Annotated in this window: 25 protein-coding genes; 8 read left to right on the top strand and 17 right to left on the bottom strand. The window is 36.5% G+C overall.

Going from position 1 to position 25,572, the window contains the following annotated elements; all coding sequences use genetic code 11:
• Window positions 1-38: 38 nt before the first annotated feature.
• The gene (locus BK577_RS07060) at window positions 39-1,178 is read left to right on the top strand and encodes a glycosyltransferase family 4 protein (RefSeq protein ID WP_078432265.1); all 1,140 of its coding nucleotides are present in this window, start codon (window positions 39-41) and stop codon (window positions 1,176-1,178) included.
• 13 nt (window positions 1,179-1,191) lie between these two features.
• Here BK577_RS07060 and BK577_RS07055 read toward each other — a convergent pair whose 3' ends face one another.
• Both BK577_RS07055 and metK read right to left on the bottom strand, forming a co-directional pair.
• On the bottom strand, window positions 1,192-1,677 hold the full coding sequence (locus BK577_RS07055) for a FixH family protein (RefSeq protein WP_078432264.1): 486 nt from the start codon (window positions 1,675-1,677) through the stop codon (window positions 1,192-1,194).
• Between the two features lie 192 nt (window positions 1,678-1,869).
• Window positions 1,870-3,066, bottom strand: a complete 1,197-nt coding sequence (gene metK / locus BK577_RS07050) for a methionine adenosyltransferase (RefSeq protein ID WP_078432263.1) — start codon at window positions 3,064-3,066, stop codon at window positions 1,870-1,872.
• Window positions 3,067-3,863: 797 nt separating this feature from the next.
• On the opposite strand from metK, the gene pckA reads away from it, so the two are divergent.
• On the top strand, window positions 3,864-5,450 hold the full coding sequence (gene pckA, locus BK577_RS07045; RefSeq protein WP_078432262.1) for a phosphoenolpyruvate carboxykinase (ATP): 1,587 nt from the start codon (window positions 3,864-3,866) through the stop codon (window positions 5,448-5,450).
• Between the two features lie 504 nt (window positions 5,451-5,954).
• Here the strand turns inward: pckA and BK577_RS07040 are convergent.
• Both BK577_RS07040 and BK577_RS07035 read right to left on the bottom strand, forming a co-directional pair.
• On the bottom strand, window positions 5,955-6,197 hold the full coding sequence (locus BK577_RS07040) for a DUF2584 domain-containing protein (RefSeq protein ID WP_078432261.1): 243 nt from the start codon (window positions 6,195-6,197) through the stop codon (window positions 5,955-5,957).
• A 61-nt stretch (window positions 6,198-6,258) separates the two neighbouring features.
• Window positions 6,259-7,050 carry an alpha/beta hydrolase family protein gene (locus tag BK577_RS07035; RefSeq protein WP_078432260.1) on the bottom strand — a complete coding sequence of 264 codons (792 nt, stop codon included), beginning with the start codon at window positions 7,048-7,050 and terminating at the stop codon, window positions 6,259-6,261.
• Between the two features lie 222 nt (window positions 7,051-7,272).
• Between BK577_RS07035 and BK577_RS07030 the strand changes: the two genes are divergently transcribed.
• The 3 genes from BK577_RS07030 to BK577_RS07020 are packed head-to-tail and all read left to right on the top strand — an operon-like array spanning window position 7,273 to window position 9,847.
• Complete coding sequence (locus tag BK577_RS07030; RefSeq protein ID WP_078432259.1) at window positions 7,273-8,259, top strand: ABC transporter substrate-binding protein; 987 nt, start codon at window positions 7,273-7,275, stop codon at window positions 8,257-8,259.
• 15 nt (window positions 8,260-8,274) lie between these two features.
• On the top strand, window positions 8,275-9,045 hold the full coding sequence (locus tag BK577_RS07025) for an ABC transporter ATP-binding protein (protein ID WP_078432258.1): 771 nt from the start codon (window positions 8,275-8,277) through the stop codon (window positions 9,043-9,045).
• Window positions 9,032-9,847 (top strand): ABC transporter permease, encoded by an 816-nt coding sequence (locus BK577_RS07020; RefSeq protein WP_078432257.1) that lies wholly within the window; start codon window positions 9,032-9,034, stop codon window positions 9,845-9,847. Before BK577_RS07025 ends, BK577_RS07020 begins: the two co-directional genes overlap by 14 nt.
• Window positions 9,848-9,874: 27 nt before the next feature.
• Here the strand turns inward: BK577_RS07020 and ytkD are convergent, their stop codons facing one another.
• Window positions 9,875-10,360, bottom strand: a complete 486-nt coding sequence (ytkD, locus tag BK577_RS07015; protein ID WP_078432256.1) for an RNA deprotection pyrophosphohydrolase — start codon at window positions 10,358-10,360, stop codon at window positions 9,875-9,877.
• Window positions 10,361-10,427: 67 nt separating this feature from the next.
• On the bottom strand, window positions 10,428-10,763 hold the full coding sequence (locus BK577_RS07010) for a hydrolase (RefSeq protein WP_078433490.1): 336 nt from the start codon (window positions 10,761-10,763) through the stop codon (window positions 10,428-10,430).
• A gap of 142 nt (window positions 10,764-10,905) precedes the next feature.
• Between BK577_RS07010 and BK577_RS07005 the strand changes: the two genes are divergently transcribed.
• Window positions 10,906-11,118 (top strand): DUF6154 family protein, encoded by a 213-nt coding sequence (locus BK577_RS07005; protein ID WP_078432255.1) that lies wholly within the window; start codon window positions 10,906-10,908, stop codon window positions 11,116-11,118.
• A 48-nt stretch (window positions 11,119-11,166) separates the two neighbouring features.
• On the opposite strand, the gene BK577_RS07000 is transcribed toward BK577_RS07005, so the two are convergent.
• Window positions 11,167-11,607, bottom strand: a complete 441-nt coding sequence (locus BK577_RS07000) for a Dps family protein (RefSeq protein WP_078432254.1) — start codon at window positions 11,605-11,607, stop codon at window positions 11,167-11,169.
• Between the two features lie 232 nt (window positions 11,608-11,839).
• On the opposite strand from BK577_RS07000, the gene ytzI reads away from it, so the two are divergent.
• On the top strand, window positions 11,840-11,998 hold the full coding sequence (gene ytzI, locus BK577_RS06995; RefSeq protein WP_078432253.1) for a YtzI protein: 159 nt from the start codon (window positions 11,840-11,842) through the stop codon (window positions 11,996-11,998).
• Window positions 11,999-12,019: 21 nt separating this feature from the next.
• Here ytzI and BK577_RS06990 read toward each other — a convergent pair whose 3' ends face one another.
• Entirely contained in the window at window positions 12,020-12,991 is a 972-nt protein-coding gene (locus BK577_RS06990; RefSeq protein ID WP_169908143.1) for a TIGR03943 family putative permease subunit, read from the bottom strand.
• A 19-nt stretch (window positions 12,992-13,010) separates the two neighbouring features.
• A complete protein-coding gene (locus tag BK577_RS06985) occupies window positions 13,011-14,015 on the bottom strand; it encodes a permease (RefSeq protein WP_078432251.1) in 1,005 nt (334 codons plus the stop codon).
• Between the two features lie 208 nt (window positions 14,016-14,223).
• Here BK577_RS06985 and folE2 point away from each other — a divergent pair, with 208 nt between their 5' ends.
• On the top strand, window positions 14,224-15,132 hold the full coding sequence (gene folE2, locus BK577_RS06980) for a GTP cyclohydrolase FolE2 (RefSeq protein ID WP_078432250.1): 909 nt from the start codon (window positions 14,224-14,226) through the stop codon (window positions 15,130-15,132).
• A 277-nt stretch (window positions 15,133-15,409) separates the two neighbouring features.
• Here the strand turns inward: folE2 and BK577_RS06975 are convergent, their stop codons facing one another.
• The 8 genes from BK577_RS06975 to BK577_RS06940 form a co-directional block, all read right to left on the bottom strand.
• On the bottom strand, window positions 15,410-15,688 hold the full coding sequence (locus BK577_RS06975; protein ID WP_078432249.1) for a 2Fe-2S iron-sulfur cluster-binding protein: 279 nt from the start codon (window positions 15,686-15,688) through the stop codon (window positions 15,410-15,412).
• Window positions 15,685-17,229, bottom strand: coding sequence for a sulfatase family protein (locus BK577_RS06970; protein ID WP_078432248.1), 1,545 nt, complete (start codon window positions 17,227-17,229; stop codon window positions 15,685-15,687). The genes BK577_RS06975 and BK577_RS06970 overlap by 4 nt, the downstream gene beginning before the upstream one ends.
• Window positions 17,230-17,307: 78 nt before the next feature.
• Window positions 17,308-19,074 carry a glycoside hydrolase family 2 protein gene (locus BK577_RS06965; RefSeq protein ID WP_078432247.1) on the bottom strand — a complete coding sequence of 589 codons (1,767 nt, stop codon included), beginning with the start codon at window positions 19,072-19,074 and terminating at the stop codon, window positions 17,308-17,310.
• On the bottom strand, window positions 19,071-19,841 hold the full coding sequence (locus tag BK577_RS06960; RefSeq protein ID WP_169908141.1) for a sugar phosphate isomerase/epimerase family protein: 771 nt from the start codon (window positions 19,839-19,841) through the stop codon (window positions 19,071-19,073). The genes BK577_RS06965 and BK577_RS06960 overlap by 4 nt, the downstream gene beginning before the upstream one ends.
• Before the next feature lie 80 nt (window positions 19,842-19,921).
• Window positions 19,922-20,983 carry a Gfo/Idh/MocA family protein gene (locus BK577_RS06955; protein WP_078432245.1) on the bottom strand — a complete coding sequence of 354 codons (1,062 nt, stop codon included), beginning with the start codon at window positions 20,981-20,983 and terminating at the stop codon, window positions 19,922-19,924.
• A 17-nt stretch (window positions 20,984-21,000) separates the two neighbouring features.
• A complete protein-coding gene (locus BK577_RS06950; RefSeq protein ID WP_078432244.1) occupies window positions 21,001-22,020 on the bottom strand; it encodes a Gfo/Idh/MocA family protein in 1,020 nt (339 codons plus the stop codon).
• Between the two features lie 177 nt (window positions 22,021-22,197).
• Window positions 22,198-22,995, bottom strand: a complete 798-nt coding sequence (locus BK577_RS06945) for a DeoR/GlpR family DNA-binding transcription regulator (protein WP_078432243.1) — start codon at window positions 22,993-22,995, stop codon at window positions 22,198-22,200.
• A 90-nt stretch (window positions 22,996-23,085) separates the two neighbouring features.
• Window positions 23,086-25,557, bottom strand: a complete 2,472-nt coding sequence (locus tag BK577_RS06940; protein ID WP_218970490.1) for an alpha-mannosidase — start codon at window positions 25,555-25,557, stop codon at window positions 23,086-23,088.
• Between the last annotated feature and the right edge of the window lie 15 nt (window positions 25,558-25,572).

Below are 25,572 nucleotides of genomic sequence, written 5' to 3'. Positions count from 1 at the left end.
TTTAGGTACCTTTCATTTATGTAATTGGAGGGATTGCATTGAGAATAGCTATTTTCACTGATACTTTTTCACCTGATGTTAACGGGGTTGCAAGAACCTTAAAGCGTTTTACAGATTATCTTGAAGAGCATGGCTATGAATACAGAGTTTTTGCACCTGTTAGTACAAAAGAAAGCATGTTTTCTAGCCATATCCATCGTTTCACAAGTTTACCTTTCTTCCTTTATCCTGAATGCAGATTAGCACTGCCAAACATGCTGCATGTTAAAGCTGAGCTACAACGCTTCCAACCGGATTTAATTCATGTGGCTACTCCATTTAACATTGGTCTTTGCGGATTACATTATGCTAAAAAGCTCGGCATTCCTATTGTAGGATCTTATCATACCGATTTTGACCAATATTTAGAATATTATGACTTTCAGTTTTTATCGAAGGTGTTATGGAAATACATGCATTGGTTCCATAAACCTCTGCGAAAGATATTTGTACCTTCGAACGAAACACTGGAACAATTAAAACGAAAAGGCTTTTCAAATCTTCGAATTTGGGGAAGAGGTGTTGATTGTAACCTATTTCATCCAAACTATCAGAACGAAGAAATTCGTAAGAAATATCAAATTAAAGAAAAATATATCCTATCTTATGTAGGCAGATTAGCTCCGGAAAAAGATATTAAGACATTAATGGAGATCACAAAGAAACTTCCCAATCATTTCCAAGAAAATGTTCACTGGTTAATTGTTGGAGATGGACCGGCAAAAGAAGAGATGCAGAAAAATGCTCAAGATAACCTGACATTTGTGGGATATGTGAATGGTGTAGAACTCGCTGAAATCTACTCATGTTCTGATGTGTTTGTTTTTCCATCCCCGACTGAAACATTCGGAAATGTTGTTTTAGAAGCATTTGCTTCCGGAACACCCGTTATTGGGGCAAACTCAGGTGGAGTAAAAAACATTATTAAACCGTTGGAAACCGGATTTTTATGTGAACCTAAAAATACAGAGCAATTTATAGAAGCCATTATTCATTTATTAGAAGATTATTCATTTCGTAACAAAATGGGAGAAGCTGCCCGGGAGTATGCCTTAACCCAAACTTGGGCTCATATATTTAACGGTTTATTGAAGGAATATGAAGATGCATTAGAAGAAAAACATATACGTTATGCCTAAACAAAGAGGAGCATCAATGCTCCTCTTCATGATCATGATGATGTTCCGATGTTTCACTTTTCTCATCCTGTTTTGGTGAGGAATCAGTATCACTATCACCTACTTGAATTTGCATCGAAGGCATAATATGGTACCCCTCTGCATTTGTATGGGCAATAATTTCATATTGCCCATCCGACTTAAACGTATAATAGATCGTATATTTTCCCTTATCTTTAGAATTAGCTGTTATTTTTTCAGATTCTTCATCACGTTTGATTTCAAACTCAACATCTGCATCATCCACAAATTCATCACCCACAGTAACCACAGCTGAAATCGTTTCTCTCTTTCCTTTTTTAACTTGTTCATTAGCAATAATTTGAACTTCCGGAGCCAAAACTTCATTTGTCGTATTCATGCTTTTCTGATCTGATTCATTTGCTTGAGATTGACTTTGACAGCCACTACTTATAGACATTCCTATAACTAAAGATATCCCGATAAGAAACGCTTTCATAAATATCCTCCTGCATTTTACTATATTAACTATATCATCGACTTCATCAATAATTGCAACAAAAGAATTGCGATTTTTTGAACAATACGCACTGTTCACTATACACCATTAAAGGGTTGTTTCCAAATCTTAGAACGTGATTTTGGCATAAAAAAAGAATGACCCTATACAGGCCATTCTTTTCATCAACAATTACTTAAGCGCAGCATTACTAAGTGCTTCCGCTTTGTCTGTTCTTTCCCATGGAAGATCTAAGTCATTTCGACCAAAATGTCCATAAGCAGCAGTTTGCTTGTAGATAGGACGTCTCAAGTCAAGCATTTTAATGATTCCCGCAGGGCGTAGATCAAAGTTACTGCGAACAACTTCTACTAATACTTCTTCTGAAACTTTTCCTGTTCCAAATGTATCAATAGATATAGATACAGGTTGTGCTACCCCAATTGCATACGCTAATTGAACTTCACACTTTTCAGCTAATCCTGCAGCAACAATATTCTTTGCAACATAGCGAGCAGCATATGCAGCAGAGCGGTCAACTTTTGTTGCATCCTTACCTGAGAATGCTCCACCACCATGACGAGCATATCCACCATAAGTATCAACAATAATTTTACGACCAGTTAAACCTGCATCACCTTGTGGTCCACCAATTACGAAACGACCAGTAGGATTAATAAAGTATTTAGTGTTTTCATCAATTAATTCTTTAGGAACAACTGGATTGATAACATATTCCTTAAGATTACGTTGAATTTGTTCCAACGTAACTTCCGGATGATGTTGAGTAGAAATAACAATTGTATCAATACGAACCGGTTTGTTATTTTCATCATATTCAACCGTTACTTGTGTTTTACCATCTGGACGAAGATATGGAAGAATCTCTTCTTTACGTACCTCTGTTAAACGGCGGGATATTTTATGAGCTAAAGAAATTGGAAGTGGCATTAATTCCTTCGTTTCGTTACAAGCAAAACCAAACATTAACCCTTGGTCACCTGCACCGATTGCTTCAATTTCTTCATCAGACATTTGTCCTTCACGAGCTTCAAGCGCTTGGTCAACACCCATTGCAATATCTGCTGATTGCTCGTCAATAGAAGTTAAAACAGCACATGTTTCTGCATCAAAGCCATACTTTGCACGAGTATATCCGATATCTTTAATTGTTTCACGAACAATCTTAGGAATATCAACATACGTACTTGTTGTAATCTCTCCAGCAACCAGTACTAAACCTGTTGTAACAGAAGTTTCACACGCTACACGTGCGTTAGGATCCTTTGAGATTATTGCATCAAGAATTGAATCTGAAATTTGGTCACAAATCTTATCTGGATGGCCTTCTGTTACAGACTCAGAAGTAAATAGACGTTTTTTAGACATAGTTAAAAGCTTCCTCCTCATATTTGTTCATTCAGTTGATCCGGAACTCTTCCCAAAGTTTGACCTTTAGAAAATCACGTTGGCATATTTGTGAACAGAAGTATTATGTACCTTTACCACAATGCTTGTCCTGGTAAAACTCTAATGAAGAAAATACTTATTTCTGTTATCAAAAAAACCTTTCCCCTATGAGGAAAGGTTTGTTATCGTTCATCGCCTTTCGCTCTTATCGATCAAGGGCTTTCGCCTTGCTTCAGGTTAGCACCTTTGCGTCGGAAAATGTCGCAGGGAGTGCGCCTTTTAAACATAGTTCCACAGATTGGGACTTTTTTGCCTAAGCAAGCTTACGCTTGCTTAGAATGATGCATAGCATCATTCTTGACCTAATAAAAACAAAACGAGTTTTGTTTTTATTAGGTCAGGCAAAAAACTGCTAATACTAGTAACTATATAATTAGTGCGCATTCGCCGCTTTCCTTTGATAGCAGGTTGCTGGGTTTCATAGGGCCTGTCCCTCCACCAGCTCGGGATAAGAGAATCCGTTCAAGGTCATATCATAGCGCACTAAGTTAATGGTGTCAACAGAAATCGACAGTTATTCCATATGAATTTTCTTATGCTTTAAGTAAATCTTAAGAATAGTATTCCCCTCATATAATGAAATATGAAATTAGTTTTAAAATATAGTATGTACAGTTTTTTTCATAAAGCTCTCACAATTAGTATGTTCTAATAATATAAATGTGTTATACTATTGAATAACGAGAAATCACTTTTTCAGAAAGAAGGGTATGGGGATGAATGTAACTGATTTAACAAATGGGCTTATTCAGCTTGTTAATGGGGAAAATGCGAAGCATAATTTATCTGTGTCACAGCTTGTTGAAAAAGTACTTGAAAAAAAAGAAGGTGTTCTTACTTCTACAGGGGCAATAAGAGCGACGACTGGAGCATATACCGGAAGATCTCCTCAGGACAAATTTATTGTAGAAGAAGCAACTACTAAAAACATCATTAATTGGGGTACAGTAAACCAACCTATTTCTTCGGAAGTATTTGATCAGCTTTATAGCAAAATGATTTCATACTTAAAAGAACGGGATGAAATATTTATTTTCGATGGTTTTGCAGGAGCTGATATTCGATATCAACTTCCATTAAAAGTCATAAATGAATTTGCATGGCATAATCTTTTTGCCAGTCAGCTCTTCATTCCTAATAATGGAGAAGAAATGATTACAAATGAACAACCTTTTACCATTTTGTCAGCTCCTCATTTTAAAGCTGACCCAGAAGTAGATTGCACAAAATCCGAAACCTTTATTATTATCTCTTTTGAGAAGAGAACAATTTTAATTGGTGGCACAGAATACGCTGGAGAGATGAAAAAATCTGTATTTTCTGTGATGAACCTTTTATTACCTGAAAACAACATTCTTCCTATGCATTGTTCGGCAAACGTTGGATTTGAAGGAGATGTTGCTTTATTTTTTGGTTTGTCCGGAACAGGAAAAACCACACTATCTGCTGACCCTAACCGACGACTCATAGGTGACGATGAGCACGGATGGTCAACGTCTGGAGTGTTTAACATTGAAGGCGGTTGCTACGCAAAATGCATTAACTTAACAAAAGAAAAGGAACCTCAAATATATAACGCTATTCGATATGGATCTGTACTTGAAAATGTTGTTATTGATGAGTTCACCAGAGAAGCAGATTATAGTAATCCCTTCTACACAGAAAATACACGTGCAGCTTATTCACTTTCAGCTATTGACAAGACTATAGTTCCTAGCATCGCAGGTCATCCGCAAACAATTGTCTTTTTAACTGCTGATGCATTTGGAGTTCTTCCTCCAATTAGTAAATTATCAAGAGAACAAGCAATGTTTCATTTCTTAAGCGGATATACAAGTAAATTAGCTGGCACAGAACGAGGTGTAACAGCACCGGAAGCTACATTTTCAACTTGTTTCGGCTCACCATTTCTTCCGCTTGAAGCAACGCGGTATGCGAATATGTTAGGTCAAAAAATTGATGAACATAATGTTCAAGTGTTTCTTGTTAATACAGGATGGACAGGTGGAGCATATGGTGAAGGAAAGCGAATGAAACTGCATTACACTCGATCAATGGTTCAGGCGGCAGTTGAGGGAGATCTTGACCATATTGAAACCGTGAAGGATGAAATATTCGGACTAAATATTCCGATTCATGTCCCAGGTGTTCCAGATGATGTCCTGCAACCTCATAAAACATGGAATTCGCAAAAAGAATATTTTTTAAAAGCCAATGAGTTAGCTACAAAGTTTAAAGACAACTTCAAAAAATTCGAACATCTATCAACACATATTGAAAAACTAGGTGGACCAATTGTTTAAGTGAATATTGTTTAAACGCTTAAGAGGGCTTTCTCATTTTAGAGAGGTCCTTTTTTATAGAGCTTTACTTATAATCGAACTTCTATCCTGTTGACCCTTATATCAATATTTTAAAGATTTATGGACAAACTTGATTGTAGAACATTTGCTTGAGAAGAACACGACTCTTGTGACCTTTAGACGTGGCTGGAATAGCTTTCACAGTTTTCTCTCAGTCACTAGTACATTTCTAATTGTTAGGGGTTTTATTGCAATGGTAAGGAAAGCTGACAATACTCCTGTGGCAGCAAATGAACAAAAGCGCAAGCGCCTTGATCAGCCTAGGGCAAATAAGACGCAAAGGAATAGAAGACGTTCTTTGTCTTCAATTCCTTTGTGGCTAGACCCTAGAGGGGCTAGGCGCTGGAGCTAGATGTCGCGCACTTATCCACAGTTCAAGAATTTTATAATTTCCTAGACGAGAAGCAAAAGGGGATCCTTTGTAAATCCCCTTTATAAGAAACGTTAATTTGTTGAATTCAAGTTAATTAAACGATACGTTAAAATCGTATTCGTATGCGATAATTCTAGTTTTTGGACAATGGCTTGTCCTGTCATTTCTCCGCTTTTTGTTTTTCTTACTTCTATCGGAATATCGATTGGATAAATACGGTACCCTTCTTTTAGTAGTTCAAATGTATTTTCATCTATACGGGTTTCTCTACCTTTTGTAACAATCATTGTATTAAATTCAACTGGCATTCCCAATGTGAATTCCTCCTCTTCTAACTGATTGGATACATCCATCATACCATCATTGCTTTTATCATTAAACGTGAATGGGCTGTTTTTTCATCCATATACAAAGCTTTTGGAGTGTTTCTCGATTAATACTTGGCGGAAAGTAGTGTGTATACTCTTCAAAATACCAGCTCTCTACCTGTTTTCCTAACTCATTTAGACGTTTCTCAAGTCTGTAGGCATGTTCAACAGACACATTTTTATCTTGTACTCCATGTATAATTAAGACCGGTGCATGTAACTTTTCCAACTCATATAAAGGTGTTCTCCATTTATACCTTTTAGGATACTTTGAAGGTGTACCACCAATGACTCTCTTCATCATTCTACGTAAATCTTCTCTTTCTACATAGGTTAAGCTCATATCAGATACTCCTCCCCATGTAACAATTGAACATAGCTTTTCTACAACGATTCCGGCTAATAAAGCCATTACGCCTCCTCTTGAAAAGCCGAATGCATGAATACGTTCTTTATTCACTTTGGAATGGTTTTTCAAAACTTCGATGGCTGAAATTGCATCATAACGATCTTCCCCGGCAAAATCTTCATTTCCTTCTCCACCTTGATTCCCCCTGTAAAACGGCGCCATAACAACAAATCCCTCTGAGGCAAATTGAACAATTCTTCCAACCCTTACCATCCCAACATTTTTTATCCCGCCACGAAGGTATAGCAGCCCATCATATGTACCCTCAAGCTTTGGCTCTGCAAGCAGTCCTTTAATCTTTAACCCATTCGACAGATATGTCACAATCCATATATTTATTTGTGGACTAGGGGATGGAAATTTGACTTTACTTATCACTTTACCATTCATTTTTTTCACTCTTTCTTTCATATCTCATTGACTTTGTAAACCTTGTACTATAATACTTTACCCAATTTAACGTGAATCAATTTTTCTAGGCATTCACACATTTTTAAGAATAATCATAAATTATCCTATATCCGTTAGTATTTAATCTTCATATTGTAACGAAGATTATCTTTTATTGTACAAAAATCAGTGATGCTGTGCATCAAGGAGGTTAAAGTTATCATGAAAAGACGATTAGCATGGGTTTGTATTGCATTCCTTCTTCTTTTTACATTTACTGCTTGCAGCCAAAACAAAACCGAAACCATTCGACTAGCTGAAGTCACTCATTCTATTTTCTATGCACCCTTATATGTTGCAATGGCAGAAGGTTTTTTTGAAGAAGAGGGTCTTAATGTGGAATTAACCACTACGTGGGGCGGAGACAAGACAATGACAGCTCTCTTGTCTGACGGAGCGGATATTGCATTGGTTGGTTCTGAAACTTCTATCTATGTTCATGCACAAGGCTCAAATGATCCAATTATCAATTTTGCCCAACTTACCCAAACAGATGGGACGTTTCTCGTAAGCAGGGAAAAGATCGATTCATTTGATTGGGAGCAGCTAAAAGAAAGTACCTTTTTAGGTCAAAGAAAAGGCGGAATGCCTCAGATGGTCGGGGAATTTGTATTAAAGCAACACGGAATCGATCCTAGTTCAGACCTGGAGTTAATTCAAAATGTTGATTTTGCTAATATTCCTAGTGCCTTTGCATCTGGAACAGGTGATTATGTTCAGCTATTTGAACCAACAGCAAGTATATTTGAAAAAGAAGGTACAGGTCATATTGTTGCTTCCTTTGGAGCAGAATCGGGCAGTGTTCCTTATACAACCTTTATGAGCAAACAAAGCTTCTTAGATGATAACGCAGAAACTGCAAAAAAATTCACAGCTGCCATATATAAAGCACAGCAATGGGTAGATGAAAAAAGCGTTGAAGAAATTGCCGCATCCATTGCCCCTCAATTTGAAGATACAGAGCTTGAAATTATTGAAACTGTTGTTGAAAGATACAAGGAACAAGGTTCTTTTTCAACAGATCCTATATTAGAAGCAGATGAATGGAATAACTTACAAGACATTATGGACGAAGCAGGAGAACTTCCTGGGCGTGTTGATTATGAAACACTTGTCAACACATCTTATGCAGAAGAAGTTACTAATTAGGAAGGAGAAACCTTTATGTCATTTTTACTTGTCGAAGATGTTCGTCATATATATTTAACAAAGGACAGTGCAACTGTAGCGCTTGAAGGTATTCAACTGGCTGTGGAGGAAGGGGAGTTTATCTCCTTCCTTGGACCAAGTGGGTGTGGAAAAACAACATTGCTTTCTATCATCGCCGGCCTTATTAAACCTATCCAAGGTAGAGTGAAAATTGCCAATTCACTTATCACAAAGCCGGATCCTGCTATAGGTTACATGCTTCAGCAAGATTATTTATTTCCGTGGAAAACAATTGAAGAGAATGTAACGTTAGGTCTAAAAATTACAGGGAGAAAAACATTTGAAACAACAAAATCAACTTTAGAAATGCTAAAAGATATAGGACTTGATCAAGTAGAAAAGCAGTTTCCCCATCAATTATCCGGCGGTATGAGACAACGTGCTGCTTTAGTTCGAACGTTAGCAACTGATCCTAAAATTTTACTGCTTGATGAGCCCTTTTCAGCACTTGATTATCAAACAAAATTAAAACTTGAAGACTTAGTTGTCAAAACATTAAAGGATTTTCATAAAACAGCCCTTCTTGTTACACATGATATTGGAGAAGCTATTGCAATGAGCGATCGAATTTATGTTTTTTCTGCAAGACCCGGAAGAATAAGAAAAACATATGTAGTACCTAAAGAATTAAGAGATCTTACACCATTTCATGCAAGACAGCACCCTTCGTTTTCTACATTATTCCAACAAATATGGAAGGAGTTAGATCAATATGAAACAGAATGAAAGCATTGAACTCCTTCATCGAAATTATAAGCGAAATGTAGCACGGGAAAAGATGTGGGTAAAGTTTTATCAGCTTCTGATTTTCATCAGTTTTTTCAGTCTTTGGGAGCTTGCAAGTCGAAGAGATTGGATTGACCCTCTTCTATTTAGCTCTCCTTCTAAGGTCTGGAATTTATTTATTACGAAAATAACGGATGGAACACTTCTTCCACATATCGGAGTTACGTTATTTGAGACGGTCTTAGGATTTATCTTAGGAACCTTGCTTGGCGCTATTCTTGCCGCATTGCTATGGTGGTCTGCGAGATTATCAAAAATTCTTGATCCTTATCTTGTGATCTTAAATGCCATGCCTAAAGTTGCTTTAGGACCAATACTAATTGTCGGTCTAGGGCCGGGCTTTGTATCCATTATTGCAATGGGAACAATTATATCAGTTATTATTACAACAATTGTTGTGTACACCTCTTTTAAAGAAGTGGACACCAACTATATCAAGGTTCTCCAAACATTTGGTGCTAATAAAATACAGATTTTCAGGGATGCTATCTTGCCTGCCTCTTTTCCAACGATTGTGTCTACTTTAAAAGTAAATGTTGGTTTATCATGGGTAGGGGTCATCGTTGGAGAGTTTCTCGTCTCCGCAAAAGGGCTGGGATATATGATTATATATGGTTTTCAAGTATTTAACTTTACGCTTGTTCTATTGAGCCTATTGATTATTGCTGTCTTTGCGACAATTATGTATCAAGGTGTGGAACTAGTAGAAAAAAAGCTTGTGAAATCAGAAAAAAGAGGCTGAATGAGACGATCCCATTAACGGGATTTGTCACATGTCGCCTCTTATTTTTATTCTTTTTTCCACTTCTTTTAAACTTTTTTGTAAAACATCGTCTTTCATAATAAAGCTATATTGCTTGTTTGTTTGGATATTTTCCGGAAGTTTATCTAATAAAACAGGCCCATATGTTTCAAAATATCCGTCTTGTTTTTCAAGTCTCTCAATTCTAGCAAAATAAATATTTTTCACAATGACTTTTTCTTTTCCTCTTACTTTATATTGTCCAATGTATTCAATGTTGTGTACAATTCCACCAGTTTCCTCTTTTACCTCTCTAATCGCCGCTTCCAGTGCTGTTTCATTTGCTTCCACCTTACCACCAGGAAACTCAATCCCGCGATCAGAATGCTTTGTTAATAGCCATTTCTGCTTGTGCCTACAAACAACCCAAACATGTTTAGGTTCTTTTGAAAACGGATGATCGTCAAATGACAATAAAACCTCATTGTGATAATAATCAATAAATCGGTACATAGTTGATCCCTCAATTTTTCCTTATCTATTCAAATCTTATCACAATGTCAAATCTATGTGTAAGAGTTTATTCTTGTTCATCAATTTTTGACATAAGCTGTTGGGAACGGATATGCTCCCTTGCTTCTTCATCACCTAGCTCATATATCATTCGATAGACTTTTTTATGCGTTTCATCAATCGCATCATTTTCTCGATCATAATGATATTGTACATATGGTGTATGCGAGCGAAGAAATCCTTGAAAATCTGCAGAATAGACTTGATCAAAATACTCACGCAGTTGAACGATTTCTTCGTCTGTTGCTTCAATTTTGAAATCCCATGCAGAAACAGTGCTTAATTGAGAGATTTGCCCACTTCCAACCGTAATATAATAAGTCTTCTTTGTTTGATCCATGATGCCCACTCCTTCTTTTTATTCCTTCTATTAGCTTTTGCCCTTATGTATTGCATTATTCTCTATGTCGATAAGATAGAATAGAACATTCATTAAAAGTTAAGGATAAATTAAATACTGGTATACAATGAATGGAGGATAAAAAGTGGATCATCAAATCTTTTTTAATTCTGATCACAGTCAATTTCGAGCTGACGAAGAAGATGTTTTGGCATACGTTCAATCCATTATTCGCCATGCAAATAAACAGGAAATTCTCAATTGGGTAAAAGAACTGCCTGAACAGGAAATTCAGTCAATGATCATCCCTTTTATGACAGAAAAGATGTCTAAAGAGATAGCTGAAAAAGAGTATTAATAAAAAAGGGACTGTTCCATTTATCATCATGGGACAGTCCCTACCTACCTACTTACCTAAGAATGACTTTAACATCCAATTATGCTTTTCCAACCCTTGGTGAATGGCAAGAAGCATATCACCTGTCGTTTCATCTCCAACCTCTGCTGCTAAATCCATACCTTCTTTTAATTCCTCTGCAAGTTTACTAAAATCTTCATAAATGCTTTGAACCATTTGTTGTGCTGATTCGTTTCCTTCAGCTTCATTCACAGAAGAGATCTCTAAGCATTCTTTCATCGTTGCTACCGGTTCACCATCAAGTGCTAATAATCGTTCAGCTAACTCATCAATATGAACAGCGGCTTCATTGTAGAATTCTTCAAACTTTTCATGCAAAGTAAAGAAGTTTTCTCCTTTTACAAACCAATGATAATTATGTAATTTCACATACAACACTGTCCAATTGGCTATTTGTTTGTTTACTGTTGCGACTAGTTTGTCTGACATTATTTATTCCTCCTTTTGCATCTAGTATATATTTACCCCAAATAGTTTGCTCTAAAACCCTGTGGTTAAACAATAATTGCCTCACAGGTAATTTTTCATGATAAGATTAGAAAAACAAGACTTACAGCCCGAAATGGAAAATAATGTCTTTTCTTTTCTTTTAATCCTTTAATTAAGTTAAACATTCTTAAAGGATTAAAGAAACAGTTGCTCGGAAACAGGAGGAAATACAGTGAAAGTTGTTTTTATTATTTGTATTATTATTGTTATCGTTGTCCTTTTATTAAGTGTTTTAACCACAAGTAAAGCTTACCAATACAAACATACAATTGATCCTATTAAAAAATCTGATGATGAAGAAAATAAAAAGCAAGGTAACGAGGAAAATTAAAAAACACGCATTTGCGTGTTTTTAATATTTTTCGTATACATATGGTGTTTCCGGTTGTTCGATAACTTCAATACTAGATACATTAATGGAAGGCAATGTCCAATCTTGATAGTTTGTCGTTGTTAGTGTCCCTTCTAGTTTCACCCACTTATCATCACCATATTGATTCGCTTCAGGGAATGATGCAAGTGTCCCAAAAACAGAAGCATCGGCCACACAGCAGGATAACCCAAACCTTGCGATAACAAACTGATTTTCATTAAAGTCATGCTCACGAAAAACAAAACCTACTATCTCCACCTTTTTCCCAACAAATTGCTCAGGGTTTTGATCGATAATGGTTGTCATGGCAATATAGTTCTCATCGATAAATTGAATAGTTTCCATTTCCAGCATCTCTTTTTCTAACTGAGCATAAATATCCACAGGACGCTCTTGAACTTCAAACCCTTCAGGATGCTCTAGAGGTACTTCAGGAATATTACTGGAAGACTCTAAAACCTTATCACCTATCCTCTCATCTAGCTCCTCCATATAAGCCTCGGGATCATTTAGATATGCTTCAGCTTTTTCTGTTCCAGTGCCACCTTCTTCGACAGGCTGTGTATCTGCCGTTGCAAAGGATTTAAAACCTCGTTTAGCAGCAACTGAACTATCTAATATAACCTCCGGAAAAAGAAAACCAGTTACGATCGGAATGATAAACAATAGATAAACGAAAATTGAACGAACTGGAGTAGATGGGGCCGTATGATCTATTCCACAATCACAATAAAGCTCTGCTTGCTTCTTTGAACCGCTTCTCCATATTTGAATAACTCCTAAAATTAAAAAGACAACGATCGCAAAATACATAAAGGGCATCATTTTAGGTGCGATAAAATTGACCATGTTTCCTGTAATGAGCAATTTTATCATTAATAATGTAAAACCAATTAAGATGATGCCGCGAATATATACTTGAAAACGGTATTGACTTTGTTGATTATCCACCTTGGGCTCACCTCCCTTCTTATAGAAAAATTGCTTGATAAATGATGATCGAGACATAAACAACGACTGTAACAACACCGATGAATGCCGCGACAAACTTTGCTTTAAAAAAGGCAAAGAGCATAATTGTATTTTTCAGATCAATCATTGGTCCGTAAACTAAAAAGGCAAGCAACGAACCAGTTGTAAAGGTTCCTCCGAAAGTTGCTGCTACAAATGCATCTGCCTCAGAACATAATGATAAAATATATCCAAATCCCATCATGATAGCAGGAGAAAGAAATTCGCTGCTGCCAAGCTCTGTTAATAATGTTCGATCAAGAAACGTTTGGAAAAGACTAGCAATAAAAGCCCCAATAATCAAAAATTTACCCATTTCAAAAAATTCATCACTGGCGTGAAACAAAGTAGATTTTAACTTCCCTACCTTCTCCTCACTTTTTAACTGAACAGTGGTCGTTAATTCTTCCTTTGTCCATTTTAGCTGATTTCGATTCTTAAAAATGAGGTACATGATAAACCCAATGATTATGGATAACACAAATGCCAGTCCCATTCTTGCATAGGCAATATGCAGCTGTGAAGAAAAAGCATAGAAAGTTGATGCAAACACCACAGGATTTAAGATTGGAGCACCCACTAAAAAGACTACTCCTACATGCAAAGGCATACCTTTTTTCATTAATCGTCTTACAATGGGAACAATCGCACATTCACAAATAGGAAAGATTGCTCCAAGTAAGGCAGCAGGTAATAAAGCAAGAATTGCATTTTTAGGCAATACCCGTTTAATAAAATCCTCTGACACAAATGTTTGAATCAGCGCCGAAACAAAAACTCCTAATAGAATAAATGGTATGGCTTCTAGTAAAATACTCAAAAACATTGTATTAACAGTCAAAAGTTGAGAGGGAATATTCCACTCAATCTCATGGAAATCAACGAATAAAAACAAATAAAAAAACAATCCTATTAAAGCTAGTGCAAGAGACTCTCTCAAAAATGGCAATACAGTTCGATTCATATTTGAACTCCTAACCTATTATTCTTTGTACTATATCATACTAGTTTCTATAAAGAATTATGACCGATAATTCGAAATCCTTTGGTCCTTTTCTTACAATTTTTGATTACTTACGACACTTTAAGACAAATCGGTGAGATTTAATCGTTGATGTTTTCTATCGACATACAGTATACTCTCAATATCGAGTAAGTGAGAGGGGATCAAGATGACAAGAAAGATTAACTTACCACCAAAAAAAGAACGTCATAGACTTTTTGGCTCCGTCGAACCAGGAGTAAAGTTGAAGCCAACTGAAAAAGACAAAATGCCTGATCTACAAAATACGAAAAAAGATTTTCTTTTTACTATAGATGCAGTTGGAATTAGTAATGTAAAGCACCCTATTATCATACATTCTAGTTTACTTCCAAAACAACAAACAACGATTGCAAATTTTAAAATGACAAGTAAAATTTCTCATGATTCAAAAGGAACGAATATGAGTCGTTTTACAGAACAGTTAGAACAGTATCGCCAAAATGGAGGTTTTCAACTTACTTTAACAAATCTCTATGACTTTACAAAAGAGCTTGCGGAACGCCTTAAACAACAAGATGCTAGTATTGAAGTATCTTTCCCATGGTTTTATGAAAGAAAAGGCCCTAGTTCAGAGTTGGTAGGACTCAATCATGCTGAGGCTACAATTTCTGTTTCGTATGAGCAAGGTATTGGGTTTACGAGCACTGCCTCATTAAAATGTGCTGTTACCACTCTCTGCCCTTGTTCTAAGGAAATTAGTGAATATTCCGCTCATAATCAACGCGGATTTGTCACAATGAATATTGAGTTTACGAATGACTACCATGAGGAAATTGACTGGAAGGCGGCATTATTGGAAGCCGCTGAAACGAATGCCAGCGCCATGATTCATCCTGTCCTAAAACGAACAGATGAAAAAGTTGTAACAGAAACAGCGTATGAGAACCCTCGATTTGTGGAGGATATGGTTAGATTAGTAGCTGCTGACTTATATGAACTGGATTTTGTTAAAGCTTTTTCAGTAGAGTGTCGGAATGAAGAATCCATTCACTTGCATGATGCAATAGCAAATTTAAGTTATAGAAAAGAAGTCTGATTTTGTTTTCTAGCATTGAATATATCATTTAGATAAGAAAAAGGATTATATGACAACGGTTTGTCATATAATCCTATTTTTTCACAAGCTTTTAACCTCCTAATTTTAAAGGATGGTCCAGGTTAATTGTATATCTTTTCCATCTCCATCAACATAAGGACCCTAAATGTTCTTAGACCGACCAACAGCCACATTATCACCACTATTTTCTCCTTCACAGTAAATACCTCTTGAGCCAAAGAAATAATAAAAACGATCTCGTTTTATTATATATTTTTCAGTCATTTTTTAACGGGGCAAGAGATAGGGTTTCACTGCAAGGCTTTGCTGAACAAAGTAAAACAAATCCTTGTTTCTTTTCTTCTTCTGTTATACCTTGTGCGTCTTCATGTCTGACAAAACCTTCTTTTAGGTGAACGATACACTTTCGACAATGACCAAATTGACATTCAAATTCAACTGGAGCTCCTTTTTGTAATAGACTTTGTAATAGAACTCTATCTCGTTCTACTGGATATGTTTTTTTAGTGGGCTCCCAACATACTACAGGGATCATCTTAATACCCCATAACGCTTTTTCAATTCATTCGGTGCGTCTATTTCATCAAGCCACTGTATGAATAACTGTTCCAACCTTTCAATTTCTGCATGATGATGATCTAATAGATTATTTCCTTCAGTAGGATCTAGCTCCACATGGTAAAGCTCCTTTTTATAGGAAGGAATGCGATATTCCATTGTATAACGCTGATTTTCCTGTTCAAACTGACCACGACGGCCAATAAATGTTCGACCAGGTTCACGAACGCCATACCAATAAAGTTCATTGTCCTCTATTGGTGGTAAATATAATGACCATTTTCCGTCAGACACTCTGATCATATCACCGAACTTTCCAGAAAAGACCGCTTGTCTTATTGATATGCTTTTACCTTTTAGGATCGGCAATAAGCTTTTTCCATGTAACTGTAATGAACGTTCTGATATTCCTTCCCAAGCCTTTTTATGCCCTGAACCAGCAATTGCTTTCTGAAAGTTAACATTTCGCGGAAGGTCAATGTTTAATGAGTCAATGATCGTTGGAAAAATATCGATTAACTGTACTAGTTGGGATGATCTTGAATTGGGTTTTCCCTCTGGATGATAAATCATGAGTGGAATATGGCTCATTTCTGAATAAAGTGGAACTAAATCAGGTTTCCCAATAAGCCCATGTTCCCCCAGGAAAAAGCCATGATCTGTTGTAACGACAATGACAGTATCATCCCATAGGTTTAATTGTGAAAACTTATCCATAAAATAGCCAAACCAATGGTCAACTAATGTTAATTCTGCTGTATATAACGTTCTCATTTGCAAAAGCTCTTCTTCATTAAAACGATTAGCCGAACCGTATACCGGGCTATGAGGCATCTTTTCCTTCAAGCCATTTGGATATAACGCTTCAACTCGGTGTAATGGGGGGTCCCAAGGCTCATGTGGATCAAAGCATTCAACCATTAAGCAAAAGGGACGATCTCTTCTAAGCTTTTCTGTTGCATTTGTTTCTAACCATGATGCTGCTCGTCGAAATACTTGTGGTGCATATAGCTCTTCTTCATACCTTTGGTTGCCACGAAGATTTTTTTGATGTAAATACCATGCTCCACTTCTAGTATGATCTAGTGATTCTTTTATGCCATTATTTAAAGGTTCAGTTAAATAGGGATCATGCTCTTGTCCTCTGATCATATCCCATCCATTGAAGCCGAAATGATAGTTACCCGCATCGCGTTCCAATATATGATAATGATCACTAATAAGCATATTAATGTAATGATGTGAACGGAGAAGGTTGAACATATCAAGATCATCATCCTCCAAAGGTCCCCAGCCTCGCCATGGGAATTCATATCGTCCAGTCCAAAAATCCCTCCTAACAGGCATACAGGGAAAACTTCCCAGGTATGCCTTGTCAAAAATCATTCCACGGCTTGCAAATTCATCAAAATGTGGCGTTTTGATTTGCTTTTTTAAAAATTGAGATGCTTTTTCAGTTCCATAACAGCTTAAATGATCTCTCCGAAGAGTATCGATCATTATAAAAATAACATTCATTTTCTCACCCTTAAGTCGTGTTAATCTATTTAGGTTCAAAAGTTCATTTTACTTTTAAGTCTTCCTCTATTATTGGCTTTACTTTGAAAATGTTATTTTCTTTCCTTCATTAATTTCGCGAATCAAATTAAGATCTACTTTTGGAATCCGATTATAGGTCAAGAGACCGTTTATTTCCTGCTCGACGTCAGTTAGTTGGGTATAGCAAAAGCCTTGAACAAGTGGAGATTCAAGCAAACCTGAAACCACGTTATAATATCTTTCAATGAAATCCTGTTCATCTGAAGCAGATGTGTATCCCCACCCCTGTGATTCATCTATTTGAAAGGCGATTCCACCAAACTCCGAAACCATGATTGGTTCAACACGATAGCTAAATCCTGGAACATATAAAAACCGGTCAGCCGGTGTAAATTTTAATACATTTTCAACATTCGAATAGCGCTGTTTTAATCGTGGCTTTTCACCTTCGTAGTCATGAATCGTTAAGATATCTGATATGGTATGCTCCCATCCATCATTTGATATGACAAGGCGTGAATGATCTAATGTCTTTGTTAAGTAATACATACTAACTAAATGATTTGCTTGACGGGGATCTTTCTTTAATCTAGGCACTCCCCAGCTTTCATTTAGAGGAACCCAAGCAACAATAGAAGGATGATTATAATCTCGTTCTACTGCCTCTTGCCATTCTGATGTTATCCTTTTTACTGCTTGATCTGTAAAGGTATGACAGTTAGCCATTTCCCCCCAAACAAGAATCCCTAATTTATCAGCCCAATAAAAATAACGTGGCTCTTCGACCTTTTGATGCTTTCTTACGCCATTAAAGCCCATCTCCTTTGTTAATTCGATATCTTTTTTTATATCCAAATCTGTCGGGGCAGTTAATAAACTCTCTGGGTAATAGCCCTGATCCAGAACAAGCTTCATATAATACGGCTTATTATTCAGCTCAATTTTCCCGTTATTTATTGCTACCTTTCTCATTCCAAAATAACTTTCAACCTCATCTAAAATCTGATTTTCTTCCTTTAAGAAAAACTTAATTGTATAAAGATTAGGTTCTTCCGGACTCCAAAGCTTTCCCTCACCTTTCTCGAAATCCTCAAGAGTAATAGAGAGTTTATTTTTACGTTGTACTAAATAAACAGGTGCGATAACTTTTGAAACGATCTTCTTATCAAACGAAATTTCCATTTCTACTTCTTGGTTTTTTGTTCTATTTTGAATAAGGTATTCAACAGTTACTTTGCCATCATCAATATCCGGAGTTAGCTTTACTCTTTCAATATTGGATGAACTAATTGGTTCTATCCAAACTGTCTGCCAAATACCTGTTGTTCTCGTATAAAAGATCCCTTTTGATTCTTCTTCCCAATATTGTTTACCACGTGGTTGTTCAAGGTCAGTAGAAACATCCTCTACTCTAACTGTTACTTTATTTTCACCCTTCTTTAGCGCTTCTGTAATGTCAGCATAAAAAGGTGTGTGACCACCTTCATGAAACGTGACAAACAATCCATTTACCCATACAGTTGCACCATAATCTACTGCACCAAAGTTAAGATGAATGTTATTTCCTTCCCATTTTTCCGGAACTGAAAATGTTCGTTCATACCAAACAACATCATGGAATTCTCTTTTTCCAATTCCACTCAACTTTGTTTGAAAGGCATATGGTACATTAATTCCTTCATGATAAAGATGGTTTTTATACCATTCTTCCTTAAGACCTTTATTTTCATCGTCAAAGGCAAAATCCCATTGACCGTTTAGATTGAGCCATTCCTTTCGAATAAAATCTGGTCTTGGATATTCTTGTCTTGGAATCAACGTCAATTTACTCCCACCCTATTCATCAATCTTTTTAGATTGTTTGCGTTTAGTGAAAGGCTTTCATATGGATTACGTTCAAATTCTTCCTGTTCAACGGTAAACCACTCGATATTAAAGCTATTCCCAGTTTTAATAAGTGATTCAAAATCTAATTGACCATTGCCAATTTCTGTTCCTTTTTTATGCCCATCAACTATCTTTAAATCTTTTAAATGTAAGGAAATAATTCGATCTTTATATTTGTTGATAATTTGTAATGGATCTTGATTAGCGAAGGTTGCCCAATAACAATCAAGTTCAATCTTTACGAGGTCTGGATTAGAGTTTTCAAAAAGATAATCAAACCCTGTTTGATCTCCAACACTCTCAAATTCAAAATCATGGTTATGATAGCCAAAAATAAAGCCAGCATTTTTACACCTTAGCCCAATTTCATTTAAGGTTTCTGCTGACTTTTTATAATCTTCCTCTGACAGCCTCATTTCCTTTGGAAGGGCCGGGCAGATTAGTAAATTGTTTTCAAGCATATGATGATCTTCAAATGTTTTAGATAATTCCTCACCTAAAAGCTGATTGATCCCAACGTGAGCTCCAGCTGTTTTTAATCCATTTGCATCCATTACCTTCTTTATTTCTATAACAGGAGTATCATAAAAACCAGCAAATTGGATTGAATCATATCCAAGACTAGTAACCTTTTGGACTGTTCCTAAAAAATCTTTCTCAGCATCTTTCCATAACGAAAATAATTGTAAGCCGATTTGACTCATCATAAAACCTCCCTATTCTATTTAAAATCAGAGCGGCCATGTTTAAAAATGACCGCTCTAGTTGAATCAGTATTGTGTCATTAGGCCTTAACTGTTTCAGTTAGTTTTATAGCTTCACCTTTTTCAGCTGACTCGTATAAGCCGTTTATAATTCGTTGTAAATATACTCCTTGTAACCCAGTGCTTAAAGGAGTTCTTTCTTCTAAACATGCATCTACAAATCTTTCAACTTCTAATTCATGATATCCCTTCTTAGGTAAGTGGGAAGGTGTTATATCTATTAATGTTTCATGCTTTTCCTGATAGATTTTAAGAGGGAATACATCAGCTCCCCCTTGCTCTCCTATTAATGTAACATTCATCTCATCATGTTTTTCAACATTTGCTGCAAAAGCTGTTTCAAGAAGAATGGAAGCTCCATTTTTAAATGTAATCATTCCGCGAGCCATATCTTCAATGGAGAAATTTTCATAATCCCATGAACCCATTAATCCTACACCTTTGCGATTTCCTAATTTTTGATAGGTTACGCCGAATACAGTATCAGGTTCTGGATAGCCCATTAAATATAAAGCCGTATCTAACATATGCACCCCAATATCAATTAAAGGTCCTCCACCCTGAAGTTCTTTATTCGTAAAGACTCCCCATCCTGGAATTCCACGACGACGCATTGCCGTCACACGTGCAGCATAAATATATCCTAGTTCTCCACCATCTACAAATCGTTTTAAAGCTTCAACTTCTGGTGCATGACGATAATGGAAACCATATGTTAATATTTTCCCTGCCTTTTTAGCAGTATCATCCATGTCCTCTGCTTCTTGAGGAGTCATTGCTGGTGGCTTTTCACATAGTACGTGGCAACCAGCCTTTAAAGCTGCCATTGTTGCTGGGTAATGAAATTTATTAGGAGTACAAACACTAATTGCATCGATCTGTACACTTTCAAGCATTTCCTCATAGCTAGTAAATACGTGTGGAATACTAAACTCTTTCGCCAATTTCTCAGCCTTTTCCTTAACAACATCACTAACAGCAACGATTTCGACTTTATCTTTGCATTTTAAATAGTTTGGAATATGCGCTCCTTTTGCTATACCACCTGCACCAATAATTCCAACCCTTAACGTTTTACTCATCTTTGCTCCTCCTTTTATTACACGTTGGATTTTGAAGAAATTAGTTTAGCTATTTCAACTCTACTGCCCTGTTCATTTGAGAGTTTTGCTGCTTGATTTATAACAGTTAAATTCATAAAATCACTTTCCCTAATAGTCGGTTGACGATCATTTATAATCTCATAGACCCATTGATCAAGCGGCATAAGAAGTGCCTCTGGTAGTTGCTCAGGAACATTCCACCCATCACCAAGTTTTTTGCTCTTCAAGCGAATACTTTGATCTTCTATTAATAGGGCTCCCTCTGTTCCGTATAATTCCAGTTGAAATGGTGAACCACTTGATAGAAAACCTGTTTCAAGAGTTCCTAAAACACCTGATTCATATTCAACAAGAACAACAGCATTATCATCTACTTCATGTCCTAATGTTCTTTGTAGTTTTGCTGTTACTGCTTTTGCTGGTCCTGCTAGACGATTTGATAAATAAATAGGGTGTGCACCAAGATCAATTAGCGCACCACCGCCACACTCCTCTTTGTTAAAGAAATGCTTTGGTAACCATCCATTTGGATGATCCTCATACGGGACAGCTCCATTATGAGCTAATCTGCATCGAATTGATGTAAGCTTTCCCAGGAACCCTTTATCTAGTATCTCTTGAGCATATAAATAATAACTTTCCGTTAATCGCGGTAATGAGACCATTAGCTTTACGTTATTTTCTTTTACAGCTGAAATGATTTCTTCACTGTCTTCTAGTGTGAACGCTAACACTTTTTCTGTGAAAATATGCTTTTTATGTTTTGCAGCTAGTGTAATGATTTCTTTATGTAGATTTGTAGGTGTATCAATAATGACGGCATCAATTTCTGGATCTTTTAAAACATTGAGTAACTCACTTTCAAAAGGAACTCCTAGTTTTTCAGCCCATTTTTCACCACGTTCTAGATTTTCATCCCAAACCACTTTGATTTCTACATGTTCATTTTTAGTTGCTTGACGTGCATAATCATCAGCATGGACATGCCATTTACTTAGCAAGGCAACGTTTATCATTGATTAACCTCCTGAATATTTAATATTTTTTTATAACCTGTTGTCATGTCATAGAAGTCAGGGAAAAAAGCCAAGTGATGATTTAGCTTTCTTCCCTCACTTCCTTTCGTATATGAAAGTGAGAGAATTCAGTGGTATCCTTGAAGAAATTTAGTGTTTTTTTCCACGGCCTTCAAATCAAACGCTTTCAATTTGATCCATTGGTACGACAATGACTTGAATACCTTTCTTTTCAATCTCATGTAAAATATTTTTATTGGCTAGGTCACTTGTAATAAATATATCTGTTTCTTCAAAGTTACAAAATGAAGTAAGTCCAGCTTTTTCAAGCTTACTGTGATCGGCAACAACAACAATCTTTTCCCCTGCTGATACCATCGCACGTTTCATTTCTGCTTCATATAGGTCAAAGCTAGTAAACCCCTGTCTTATCGAGACTCCAGAAGTACCAAGGAACACAAAATCTGCACGATATTTTTGCAATTCATTTTCTGCTTGCGGTCCAACAAGACTCATCGTATTTCTTCGTAATTTTCCGCCTAATAAGTAAATCGAGGCTGTCTCATCCTTACTGCATTCCTCTACTACATTCATTCCATTAGAAATTACCGTGAGCTTATTGTTTTCAGGTAAATTTTTGGCAATATACCATGTTGTAGACCCTGCATCTAAAATAATAATTTGTCCCTCTTTAACTAATTTTGCTGCAGCGTAACCTATTAAATCCTTTTCACGTGAATACTGAAGCTTTCTTTCACCAACAGGGAGAATAACATGTTTACTGTCTGGCTCTTCTTCAATTAAAATAGCTCCGCCATAGTTTTTTTCGACAATCCCTTCCTTTGCTAGATGCAATAAGTCACGCCGTACTGTTTCTTCAGATACGTGGAGTAATTGTACTAATCCAGATACTTTTACACTCTTATTCTTTTTTAATAATTCCTTTATAATCTTGCGACGTTCAGCCACAAACATGTTAAACTCCTCCTGGACAATCCTTATAAATAGATAATACTAGGGAATGGGTTGAGAAAAGGGATACCTTTCTCAACCTTATTTTTTCCTTTACTCATCCCATTCAAGTAAATTTGTTGTGACAACCGGCATAGCTTCATCGGCTGGAATTCTGAATGTTTTAATTTCAGAAGGATTAAATTCAGCATGAATCGTTCTATTCCATTTAGGCAGTTTAATGACTGCATTTGTAGCATCATTTGATGTTTCATATGCTCGAATAACGAGGTCATCATTATCCTCTGCTTTTTTCACAACACTTACAATGACATTGTCTACATCAACAGTTAAGAAAGAGTCTTTTTGAGGTAGCGACCCTTTATGATAAGTTTCAATAATATTGATTGGCTTTTGATTTAATTCCGCTGCACGTTTTACCGTTCCAGCTGTTTCCCAATTGCCTTTATGAGGAAGCATTGTGTATGTGAATTTTTGGATTCCCTGGTCTATAAATGTGTAGTGTCCATCTTCCGCCGGTATTAAAGGATCATGGTGAGCATAGATTGGACTTCGTAGTACAGTTATACTCATTTCTTTGTTATGAATATCAAAGCTATATTTTCCATTATTTAATAAACTCAACCCATACATTTCCCCTGTTTGAGGATTTGTTCCAGACATATCAATCCAGTTTTGACCAGGTTCTTCCTCACCATTATTTTCTCTTACAATGTGTCCGTAAGGGATTTCATAGGTTGCTTTTCTAAAAATAAGGTTTACTGGGAATTTAAGCTTTAATGCTTTAAATTGTTCCTGCCAATTTAATGTACAATGTACATCAATTTGATCCAATTCCTTATACATAGTAAAGTCTTGAATAAGGGTAGATTTTCCGTATTCACTTATGACACGAATGACAGATTTAACAGGTCCGTGTTCTACACGTTTCACACTTTTTGCTTTAAATGAACCAACTACATGATTGAAATGAAGCACATTATGTGACCATGTATCACTTTTATCCTCTATGACAACAGGTCTTGCCGCAGGACCATCAAGCACCTCGAGGTTTTTCTCTTTGTTGAATAAACTTTTTACAAATCCGGTTACTGGATCAATTTCAACACGGAATGTCTCATTCTCAAGGGTTGTATCACTTGCATGAATCGGTGTATATTCCTCAAAAAGTTCACTGCGTACAATTTTATAGACACGATACCCCATTGAAGGTAAGTCAGCAATGAAGCTTACACGGTAACGTCCGCCTGATGTTGCATGTGATTGTACGGATTGAATTGGTACTTGCTTTCCTTCTTCATCGATCAGAATATCCCCATCTTTTAATCCGCCAACTTCCAGTTCTACGTTTACTCTACTGTTCCAGGAGTGTGGATTAAAGACAACAATTGGTTTCATCCCTACTTCTTCTTCAATATTAATTCTCCATGATAATGATTGGATAGCATAGTTCAGCCCTCTATTTGCAATGGACATTGCTTCCCCATGCATTTCTCTTGCATCATCATACGCTTCTTCAAGGCTTGTGCCTGCTAAGATATCATGAAATTGATTAAATAAAACATTTTTCCAGCCGCGATCATATTCCCTTATTGGATATTTTTGTCCCGTGGTCCAGTTCGCTAAAGCAGAGAATTTTTCAGCTTTTAGTAACATATTTTCTGCTTCACGGTTCCATTTTTTAATGCCAGAGTGAACAGCATAACATCCGCTAGCATGATGCTGGAGGTCATCATGGACAACTGGGAATGGAAGATTCTTTTTCATCATTTCTTCAAAAAATTTATTTGGTGTACTAAAGACTAATCTCGGAAATGCTGGATCTTCATTTAATCGCTTAATACTTTCAATATTTTCCTTTGTAGGACCACCGCCATGATTACCAACTCCATAAAAACACATTAAATCATTAAAAGGTGCTTTTAACTCCCCGGCATTTCGACGGACATGTTTTTCAACATCCTTCCCCCAGGTACAATATTCATATGGGATACGATAAGCTAATACACGTGATGCATCATCAGATTCCCACCAGAAAAGTCTTGCTGGAAGTCCTTTTTCTTGAGGACTAGGACGCATGAAAATATAATAGTCCATACCACTCTTTTTCAGAATTTGTGGTAGCATACCATGGTGGCCAAAACTATCAACATTGTAGCCAACCTTTGCTGTTACCCCAAACTTTTCTTGAAAATAACGTTGACCATATAGTCCTTGGCGGACAAATGATTCACCACTAGGGATGTTACAATCTGGCTGAATCCACCAGCCCCCTACAATTTCCCAACGACCTTCTTTAATCCGTTGTTTGATTTCTTCAAACATTTCTGGTTCATTGTTTTCAATCCATTCATAGTTTGCAGCTGAACTGTTTGTAAAAACAAATTCTGGATATTCCTTCATTCTGTCAAGAGCTGAACGAAAGGTTGCTTTTGTTTCTTGGAATCCTTCCTGCCATTGCCATAACCAAACTGGATCAAGATGGGCATTTCCGATCATATGTAATGTTTTTTCCATAGTTTTTGGTTGTTGCTTTTCTTTCACTGCAGTTGTTTTTTCTGTCATCATTTTCACTCCTTG

Source organism: Metabacillus halosaccharovorans, from assembly GCF_002019635.1.
Classification (GTDB): Bacteria; Bacillota; Bacilli; order Bacillales; family Bacillaceae; genus Metabacillus; species Metabacillus halosaccharovorans.
The sequence above is the reverse complement of the archived record's forward strand: the minus strand, read 5'-3'. Positions and strand labels throughout refer to the sequence as shown.

Bases quoted from the DNA above. Each gene is read 5' to 3' on its own strand.
- metK (WP_078432263.1), bottom strand. From the start codon at position 3,066: ATGTCTAAAAAACGTCTATTTACTTCTGAGTCTGTAACAGAAGGCCAT.
- BK577_RS06950 (WP_078432244.1), bottom strand. From the start codon at position 22,020: ATGATAAACGTTGCCTTGCTAAGTAAATGGCATGTCCATGCTGATGAT.
- BK577_RS07020 (WP_078432257.1), top strand. From the start codon at position 9,032: ATGAAACAGAATGAAAGCATTGAACTCCTTCATCGAAATTATAAGCGA.
- BK577_RS06985 (WP_078432251.1), bottom strand. From the start codon at position 14,015: ATGAATCGAACTGTATTGCCATTTTTGAGAGAGTCTCTTGCACTAGCT.
- folE2 (WP_078432250.1), top strand. From the start codon at position 14,224: ATGACAAGAAAGATTAACTTACCACCAAAAAAAGAACGTCATAGACTT.
- BK577_RS07055 (WP_078432264.1), bottom strand. From the start codon at position 1,677: ATGAAAGCGTTTCTTATCGGGATATCTTTAGTTATAGGAATGTCTATA.
- BK577_RS06945 (WP_078432243.1), bottom strand. From the start codon at position 22,995: ATGTTTGTGGCTGAACGTCGCAAGATTATAAAGGAATTATTAAAAAAG.
- BK577_RS06960 (WP_169908141.1), bottom strand. From the start codon at position 19,841: ATGAGTCAAATCGGCTTACAATTATTTTCGTTATGGAAAGATGCTGAG.
- pckA (WP_078432262.1), top strand. From the start codon at position 3,864: ATGAATGTAACTGATTTAACAAATGGGCTTATTCAGCTTGTTAATGGG.
- BK577_RS07000 (WP_078432254.1), bottom strand. From the start codon at position 11,607: ATGTCAGACAAACTAGTCGCAACAGTAAACAAACAAATAGCCAATTGG.
- BK577_RS06955 (WP_078432245.1), bottom strand. From the start codon at position 20,983: ATGAGTAAAACGTTAAGGGTTGGAATTATTGGTGCAGGTGGTATAGCA.
- BK577_RS06970 (WP_078432248.1), bottom strand. From the start codon at position 17,229: ATGAATGTTATTTTTATAATGATCGATACTCTTCGGAGAGATCATTTA.
- BK577_RS07030 (WP_078432259.1), top strand. From the start codon at position 7,273: ATGAAAAGACGATTAGCATGGGTTTGTATTGCATTCCTTCTTCTTTTT.
- BK577_RS06940 (WP_218970490.1), bottom strand. From the start codon at position 25,557: ATGACAGAAAAAACAACTGCAGTGAAAGAAAAGCAACAACCAAAAACT.
- BK577_RS06975 (WP_078432249.1), bottom strand. From the start codon at position 15,688: ATGATCCCTGTAGTATGTTGGGAGCCCACTAAAAAAACATATCCAGTA.
- BK577_RS07035 (WP_078432260.1), bottom strand. From the start codon at position 7,050: ATGAATGGTAAAGTGATAAGTAAAGTCAAATTTCCATCCCCTAGTCCA.
- BK577_RS07025 (WP_078432258.1), top strand. From the start codon at position 8,275: ATGTCATTTTTACTTGTCGAAGATGTTCGTCATATATATTTAACAAAG.
- ytkD (WP_078432256.1), bottom strand. From the start codon at position 10,360: ATGTACCGATTTATTGATTATTATCACAATGAGGTTTTATTGTCATTT.